We start from the raw sequence: 6,480 nt of genomic DNA, 5'->3' as shown, positions 1-6,480 counted from the left end.
GTTAAGACACCGCCCTTTCACGGCGGTAACACGGGTTCGAATCCCGTACGGGTCATTTAATTGAATGTTGGAGGTTTAGCTCAGCTGGGAGAGCATCTGCCTTACAAGCAGAGGGTCAGCGGTTCGATCCCGTTAACCTCCATAATGAACTGGTTCCGTGGTGTAGGGGTTAACATGCCTGCCTGTCACGCAGGAGATCGCGGGTTCGATTCCCGTCGGAACCGTCGTTCTTGTTATTCAATTAATAATTTTAAAATATGGCGCGGTAGCTCAGTTGGTAGAGCAACGGATTGAAGCTCCGTGTGTCGGCAGTTCGATTCTGTCCCGCGCCACCATGGAGGAGTAGCGAAGTGGCTAAACGCGACGGACTGTAAATCCGTTCCTTAGGGTTCAGTGGTTCGAATCCACTCTCCTCCATTTTATAGGGGCATAGTTTAAAGGTAGAACAGCGGTCTCCAAAACCGTTAGTGTGGGTTCAATTCCTGCTGCCCCTGCCATGGCGAATGTGGCGAAGTGGTTAACGCACCGGATTGTGGCTCCGGCATTCGTGGGTTCGATTCCCATCATTCGCCTTTTTTATTCTTGGGGTATAGCCAAGCGGTAAGGCAAGGGACTTTGACTCCCTCATGCGTTGGTTCGAATCCAGCTACCCCAGTTTCTATAATTTATTCTTTATTTTATAGATTGATAATAGTATAATGGCGGTATAGCCAAGTGGTAAGGCAGAGGTCTGCAAAACCTTCATCACCGGTTCAAATCCGGTTACCGCCTTAGTACTAATAAATCAACTTGCCGGCGTGGCGGAATTGGCAGACGCGCTGGACTCAAAATCCAGTGCCCGTTGAGGGCGTGCCGGTTCGACCCCGGCCGCCGGTATTGACTAAGATGTCTTCATCTTAGTTTTTTATTGAGAAATTAAATAACATCTTTTATGATGGCGAATGTGGCGAAGTGGTTAACGCACCGGATTGTGGCTCCGGCATTCGTGGGTTCGATTCCCATCATTCGCCCTTTATTCTTGGGGTATAGCCAAGCGGTAAGGCAAGGGACTTTGACTCCCTCATGCGTTGGTTCGAATCCAGCTACCCCAGTTATTCTTTTAATTTGCCGGCGTGGCGGAATTGGCAGACGCGCTGGACTCAAAATCCAGTGTCCGTTGAGGACGTGCCGGTTCGACCCCGGCCGCCGGTATTACGAAAAACCTTGAAATTAAATTTCAAGGTTTTTTATTTTATTTAAATACTATTTTATAAACCCATAGATCAGTATAGGAACAGTAAAGTTTATTAGGTTTGAAAAATTTTTTTGTATATAAAAAAGAACCTGTATTAAAAAATAATAATATTTTCTACTAAAATATATTGAAATAAAATTTCATAATTATATAATTAATTATGAACATTCTTTGCTTCATTATGCAGTGAATGGTCTCTATTTTATTGAAAAGGAGTGGTTTTAGTGGAAAAGCTGATGAAATGGGTTGAGGAAAAACTTGTCCCACCAATGGCAAAAATTGGTACACAGCGACATTTGTTGGCAATTCGTAATGGGGTTGTTTCAACACTGTCATTGATTTTGATTGGTACATTTTTTATGGTTTTCATCAATTTACCGTTTCCTGGGTGGAATGAATTTATTGCCCCTTATTCGGCAACAATCGTTTTACCTTTCAGGATTACGATGGGATTAATGGCTATTTACGCAACTTTTGTTATGGGTTCGGATCTAGCTAAATCATATGGGTTGGATAGTGTGACGGGTGGTATATTATCACTAGGGACGTTCTTTATGTTACAAGTTCCTGTAAACGTTTTAACACCTGAAGAGGCACCTCTTGGCTGGGTCTTACCGATGAGTTCTTTAGGAGCATCTGGGATGTTTGCCGGGATCCTATCCATGATTTTTGCAGTGGAAGTGTATCGTTTCTTTAAAAAGCGTAATATTACTATCAAAATGCCAGAACAAGTACCACCTGCTGTGGCCCGTAGTTTTGAGGCATTGATTCCTGGTGCAGTGATTTTAACAACGACTTGGTTGATTCGAAGCGTCGCGGGTTTCGATGTAAACGCTGCCTTATTATCGTTATTCGAGCCCTTAACCAATATTTTAGGGAATAATCTGCTTGGTGTTTTATTACCGATGTTTTTGATCCATTTGTTGTGGTCATTTGGGATCCATGGCATGAGTATCGTAGGAGCTGTTGTTCGTCCAATGTGGCTGATTATGTTGGATGAGAATGCGAAGGCGTTAGCAGATGGTACAGCTGCTACCAAATTGCCTTATATCGCTCCTGAACAGTTTTATCAATGGACAGTTACGATTGGCGGTGCAGGAGCCACGATTGTGGTATCAGTTTTGTTTTTATTCTTTTGTAAATCAAAATTCTTAAAAGAAGTTGGTCGTTTTTCCATTATTCCTGGTATCTTCAATATCAATGAGCCGATGATTTTTGGAGCTCCTATGATGTTGAATCCTTACATGTTCATTCCATTCAACTTAGTTCCTTTAGTTTTGACTATTGTCAGCTATTTTGCAGTCAAATTAGAAATGGTCAATGGATTTACTGTGTTGCCAACATGGACATTACCAGCACCAATCGGCGGCTACCTTTCAGCAGGAAATGACTGGCGTGTGGTTGTTTTGATTGTGATCAATACACTGATAGCATTTATCATCTATTATCCATTTGTAAAAGCTTATGATAAAAAGATGTTGTCAGATGAACAAAATAATAATGGAGATAACGAAATACAAACTGCTTAAGTCTGATTTCAGAGGTGGAAAACAATGTATTGGCTGATTTTATTTTTTGTTTTTATCTTTTTATTAACGATAAGCCAACTTATGTTGAATATGCTGGCTATGCGTCACGTTCACATCAATCGTTGGGTTTGGGCTCTGGCATCATTTTTGATTGTGATTCTTCCAAAGATCATTTTACCGCAGATGAATGTTTTATTATCATGGGGTACATATATACTTTGTGGAATTTTTGCTATCAATTTTATGATCGAGCAGCATAGGTGGTTTGTCACATCGAAGCTTTGATCGAAGCTTTAAATGTTCCAAAAGCAGGCTTGTAAATGCAAGCTTGCTTTTTTACCGTTGTACCAAGAACAATAGTCCACATACTAACTGAGTCGTTTCTTTTCTTTCCGTTCTGCCATTGATGTTTTTTTATATAAAGATTATGATTGCTTTAACCGATTTGGCAGAAAAAAGGAGATAAAAATGAGCGATTTATCAACAATGGATTTAGAATTAGTGGATGCTGCAACCGAAGTCATTAAATCAAATATTGATTTGGTGTCTTTCAATCATACAGTAGGAGCTGCAGTACGTTGCACAAATGGTAATGTGTATACTGGTGTGAATGTTTATTCGAATCATGGGGCATGTGCAGAAATCATTGCGTTAGGGACAGCAATCAGTCGTGGTGAACGTGATTTTGAGTGTATCGTAGCTGTGGGTGGAGATCATTCTGACATGATCTATTCTCCATGTGGGAATTGCCGACAGTTTATATTGGAGTATGCACCTGCTTGTGAAATCATTGTCTCAACAGAAGAGGGAGCTAAAAAAATCAAAATTACGGATCTCATTCCATATGCTTACCACAGATCAGAATGATTTTTATACAAACAGATTCTCTTTTTATTTTCAATCAACAGAAGGATTAATGATGTTGGATGAATGATTATTGGTATACAAGGAGATGCAGTGTCATGGGGAAGCTAGTCATATTAAGAGGAAATTCAGCAAGTGGGAAAACAACGACAGCTAAAGCTATTCAAAATCATTTTCCTATGGGGAAGGTGATGCGAATCTCTCAAGATGAAGTGAGAAGAGAAATGTTGAATGTCAAAGATAAAGTAGGAAATCCTACACCAGATTTGATCCGTCAGTTGGCAGAATTCGGAAAAGACAGATTTGATTTAGTCCTTGTCGAGGGGATCATGAGTGCAAAAATCTACAAAGCGATGCTTATGGACCTGTATGAGAGCTTTCAAGGAAATGTATTTGCTTATTATTACGATCTTTCTTTTGAAGAAACGCTGAGACGTCACAGCCAGAGAAAGATGTCAAAAGAATTTGGTGCAGAACAAATGGCGGATTGGTGGTTGGAGCATGATATACTTGGATTGCCTAATGAGAAGATACTGACTGCCGAATTAAGTCAACAAGAAATGATAGAGAAAATACTTCAGGAGATTGATCTGCAGGTAGACAGTTGATTTTTTATCAAGAAATAATTGGTGATAAAAATTAAAATTTTTATTCTGTTCTAAACAATTATGGTTGTTTAGAACTTTTTTTTGTGTATGATATAAAGGAGAAATAATTTTTTAAAGGGAAGGAAATTGTTTTGATAAAAGTAGATGGAGCATTACTGAAAGAATACCGAAAGAAAAAGGGGTTAACACAAGTACAATTAGCAGAAGGTATTTGCGAACAGGCAACTGTCAGCAATATCGAAAACAAGAATATGTCACCAGGTATCAACATCCTAAGTGCGCTTTGCAAAAAGTTGAATGTCGAGATCTCCGATATATTAGTGGAAACAGAAGAAGACAAGATCAGAAAAAAATTAAGTGAGATTCAATCGTTGAATGCTGTATCGAAGTACAAAGAATCTTATGAAATTTTACAAACGATTGATCAGAAAAAAGTAAGCAATTCTGATCTTTTAAACCAAATCTTGTTTTATCAAGGACTGCTTGATCATCTTTATGCAAAAAAAGAAGATGCAGCATTGTTTTATTTCAATCAAGTGTTGGAACAAACGACCGAAACAGATATCCATCACTTACAAGCAGCTGCAAATGTGGCAATGATCTACTTGGCAAAAGGAGAACTAGACTTTGCAAAAGTGTATGTGGAACGTACGCTTAAAATCTTGAATGATACTGATTTTGATAATCTGATGGTCTGTATCGTATATTATAATATCGCCACCTATTACAGCAAAATCGAGAACTATGAAAAAGCAATCCAGTTGTGCGAGAAGGGGATTGGATACAATAAGAAACATAAATCAACCCATGCATTGGAATACTTGCTTTATGAAATTGCTTTTTGCCACAAGCAACTAGGAGAAGACGATTATTTAGAAAGATATATGGATGCCAAAAAAGTAGCATGTTTCAACGGGAATGATCACGCGGTGAAAGTGATCGAAAACGACCTTAAATAAAGAGATCTTGACAGAAGTGTTCAACTTTAAGAACATCGTATATTCGAAAAAAGGAGATGTGACAAAAATTTTTGTCACATCTCCTTTATTATGGTTTAATTTCGATTTCAGCAGTTGCTTCAAAACTTTTCAACATACGATCTAGTCCATCTACTAATTTCGATTTCGGACAGCCGATATTCAATCGTAAAAATTGATGACCATTTCCGCCGTAAATCGATCCATCCATAATCGCCACTTTGCCTATAGAAATCAGCTTCTCTCTTAAAAGAGGGATATCTGATACAGCTTTGGATATATCTAGCCACATCAAATAGGTTGCTTCAAGATCGACGACTTTTACATCTGGCAGTTTTTCCTGGATAAATGCTTTTACATACCGCTGATTGCTTTCAAGATAATGATTCAGTTCATCTACCCAATGACTGCAATACCGATAGGCACTCATTGTCGCTAACATACCGAAAATATTGGTAGAAGATAACCCATCCGCATTTTTTAACTTCCTTTGAAAATGCTCACGTAACCCAAGATTCGGTATCAACGTATAGGCAAATGTCAATCCAGGGAAGTTAAATGTTTTTGTACCGCTGGTGACAATCGCCACTTGTTCATAATTGAAGCGTGTGATAGGTATATGCGTTTGTCCTCGTCCTAAAATGTCCATGTGTATCTCATCAGATAATAAAAATATAGAATACTGACGGCACAATGCCACGATTTTTTCTAATTCCCATTGTTTCCATACTCTACCGGTTGGATTGTGGGGAGAGCAGAGAAGTAGTACTTTGTTTTCTGACCTGGCTAATTTCTCTTCTAAATCCGTAAAATCGATCCGGTACTGATTTTCTTCATAGATCAAAGGATTATCGACTAGAAGTCGGTCATTGTCTTGGATGACTTTAAAAAAAGCATCATAAGCTGGCGTTTGTAAAACCACTCCTTCCCCTTTTTTAGTAAGCATTTGAATAAGGGTAGATACTGCATAGATAACTGTTGGAGTGTACATGATCCATTCTTCTTCTAGTAGTGTGTCAAAACGGGATTGATACCACTGTTTAATTGCTTCTTTTAATTCATGATGATTCCAGCGGGTATAGCCAAATACTGGGTGGTTCATTCTTTCTTTCAAAGTATCAAGTACTTCTTCGGGACCATAAAATCTGTATCAGAAATCGTAAAAGGGAGTAAATCAGTTTCGCCAAATCGGTCTTCAACGTAGTCCCACTGTGTACAGTACGTTCCTTTTCTATTTATAGCGGTATCAAATGCCACAAATTTCACCT

Annotated in this window: 5 protein-coding genes, 13 tRNA genes and 1 pseudogene (1 of these 19 running past the window's edge); 18 read left to right on the top strand and 1 reads right to left on the bottom strand. The window is 38.8% G+C overall.

Annotated features, from left to right (window positions below; genetic code table 11):
- From FTX43_RS13005 to FTX43_RS12920, 18 genes are all read left to right on the top strand, one after another.
- A tRNA-Glu gene (locus tag FTX43_RS13005) sits at positions 1 to 55 on the top strand (it extends 17 nt beyond the left edge of the window).
- Between the two features lie 14 nt (positions 56 to 69).
- Positions 70 to 142 (top strand) — tRNA-Val (locus FTX43_RS13000).
- Between the two features lie 9 nt (positions 143 to 151).
- Positions 152 to 224 (top strand) — tRNA-Asp (locus FTX43_RS12995).
- Positions 225 to 259: 35 nt separating this feature from the next.
- Positions 260 to 335 (top strand) — tRNA-Phe (locus FTX43_RS12990).
- Position 336: 1 nt separating this feature from the next.
- A tRNA-Tyr gene (locus FTX43_RS12985) sits at positions 337 to 417 on the top strand.
- 6 nt (positions 418 to 423) lie between these two features.
- Positions 424 to 497 (top strand) — tRNA-Trp (locus tag FTX43_RS12980).
- Between the two features lie 2 nt (positions 498 to 499).
- Positions 500 to 572 (top strand) — tRNA-His (locus FTX43_RS12975).
- An 11-nt stretch (positions 573 to 583) separates the two neighbouring features.
- Positions 584 to 655 (top strand) — tRNA-Gln (locus FTX43_RS12970).
- Between the two features lie 45 nt (positions 656 to 700).
- Positions 701 to 771 (top strand) — tRNA-Cys (locus FTX43_RS12965).
- Positions 772 to 791: 20 nt separating this feature from the next.
- Positions 792 to 876: transfer RNA gene (locus tag FTX43_RS12960), tRNA-Leu, on the top strand.
- A 61-nt stretch (positions 877 to 937) separates the two neighbouring features.
- A tRNA-His gene (locus tag FTX43_RS12955) sits at positions 938 to 1,010 on the top strand.
- Positions 1,011 to 1,019: 9 nt separating this feature from the next.
- Positions 1,020 to 1,091 (top strand) — tRNA-Gln (locus FTX43_RS12950).
- Positions 1,092 to 1,106: 15 nt separating this feature from the next.
- A tRNA-Leu gene (locus FTX43_RS12945) sits at positions 1,107 to 1,191 on the top strand.
- A gap of 267 nt (positions 1,192 to 1,458) precedes the next feature.
- Complete coding sequence (locus FTX43_RS12940) at positions 1,459 to 2,763, top strand: PTS sugar transporter subunit IIC (protein ID WP_002320565.1); 1,305 nt, start codon at positions 1,459 to 1,461, stop codon at positions 2,761 to 2,763.
- Between the two features lie 24 nt (positions 2,764 to 2,787).
- Positions 2,788 to 3,048, top strand: coding sequence for a hypothetical protein (locus FTX43_RS12935; RefSeq protein WP_002309692.1), 261 nt, complete (start codon positions 2,788 to 2,790; stop codon positions 3,046 to 3,048).
- Between the two features lie 183 nt (positions 3,049 to 3,231).
- Positions 3,232 to 3,630, top strand: coding sequence for a cytidine deaminase (locus FTX43_RS12930; RefSeq protein WP_002344105.1), 399 nt, complete (start codon positions 3,232 to 3,234; stop codon positions 3,628 to 3,630).
- Between the two features lie 95 nt (positions 3,631 to 3,725).
- Positions 3,726 to 4,235 (top strand): kinase, encoded by a 510-nt coding sequence (locus tag FTX43_RS12925; protein WP_065772719.1) that lies wholly within the window; start codon positions 3,726 to 3,728, stop codon positions 4,233 to 4,235.
- A gap of 131 nt (positions 4,236 to 4,366) precedes the next feature.
- A complete protein-coding gene (locus FTX43_RS12920) occupies positions 4,367 to 5,194 on the top strand; it encodes a helix-turn-helix domain-containing protein (protein ID WP_073490765.1) in 828 nt (275 codons plus the stop codon).
- Positions 5,195 to 5,282: 88 nt separating this feature from the next.
- On the opposite strand, the pseudogene FTX43_RS12915 reads toward FTX43_RS12920, so the two are convergent.
- Positions 5,283 to 6,478 (bottom strand): annotated as a pseudogene (locus FTX43_RS12915) (MalY/PatB family protein).
- Positions 6,479 to 6,480 lie beyond the last annotated feature (2 nt).

The sequence above is a fragment of the Enterococcus sp. DA9 genome (genome assembly GCF_008000875.1).
Taxonomy (GTDB): Bacteria; Bacillota; Bacilli; order Lactobacillales; family Enterococcaceae; genus Enterococcus_B; species Enterococcus_B lactis.
The sequence above is the reverse complement of the archived record's forward strand: the minus strand, read 5'-3'. Positions and strand labels throughout refer to the sequence as shown.

What these genes read in the sequence shown, in the direction of transcription:
- FTX43_RS12935 (WP_002309692.1), top strand. Translation starts at nt 2,788, where the DNA reads ATGTATTGGCTGATTTTATTTTTTGTTTTTATCTTTTTATTAACGATA.
- FTX43_RS12930 (WP_002344105.1), top strand. Translation starts at nt 3,232, where the DNA reads ATGAGCGATTTATCAACAATGGATTTAGAATTAGTGGATGCTGCAACC.
- FTX43_RS12925 (WP_065772719.1), top strand. Translation starts at nt 3,726, where the DNA reads ATGGGGAAGCTAGTCATATTAAGAGGAAATTCAGCAAGTGGGAAAACA.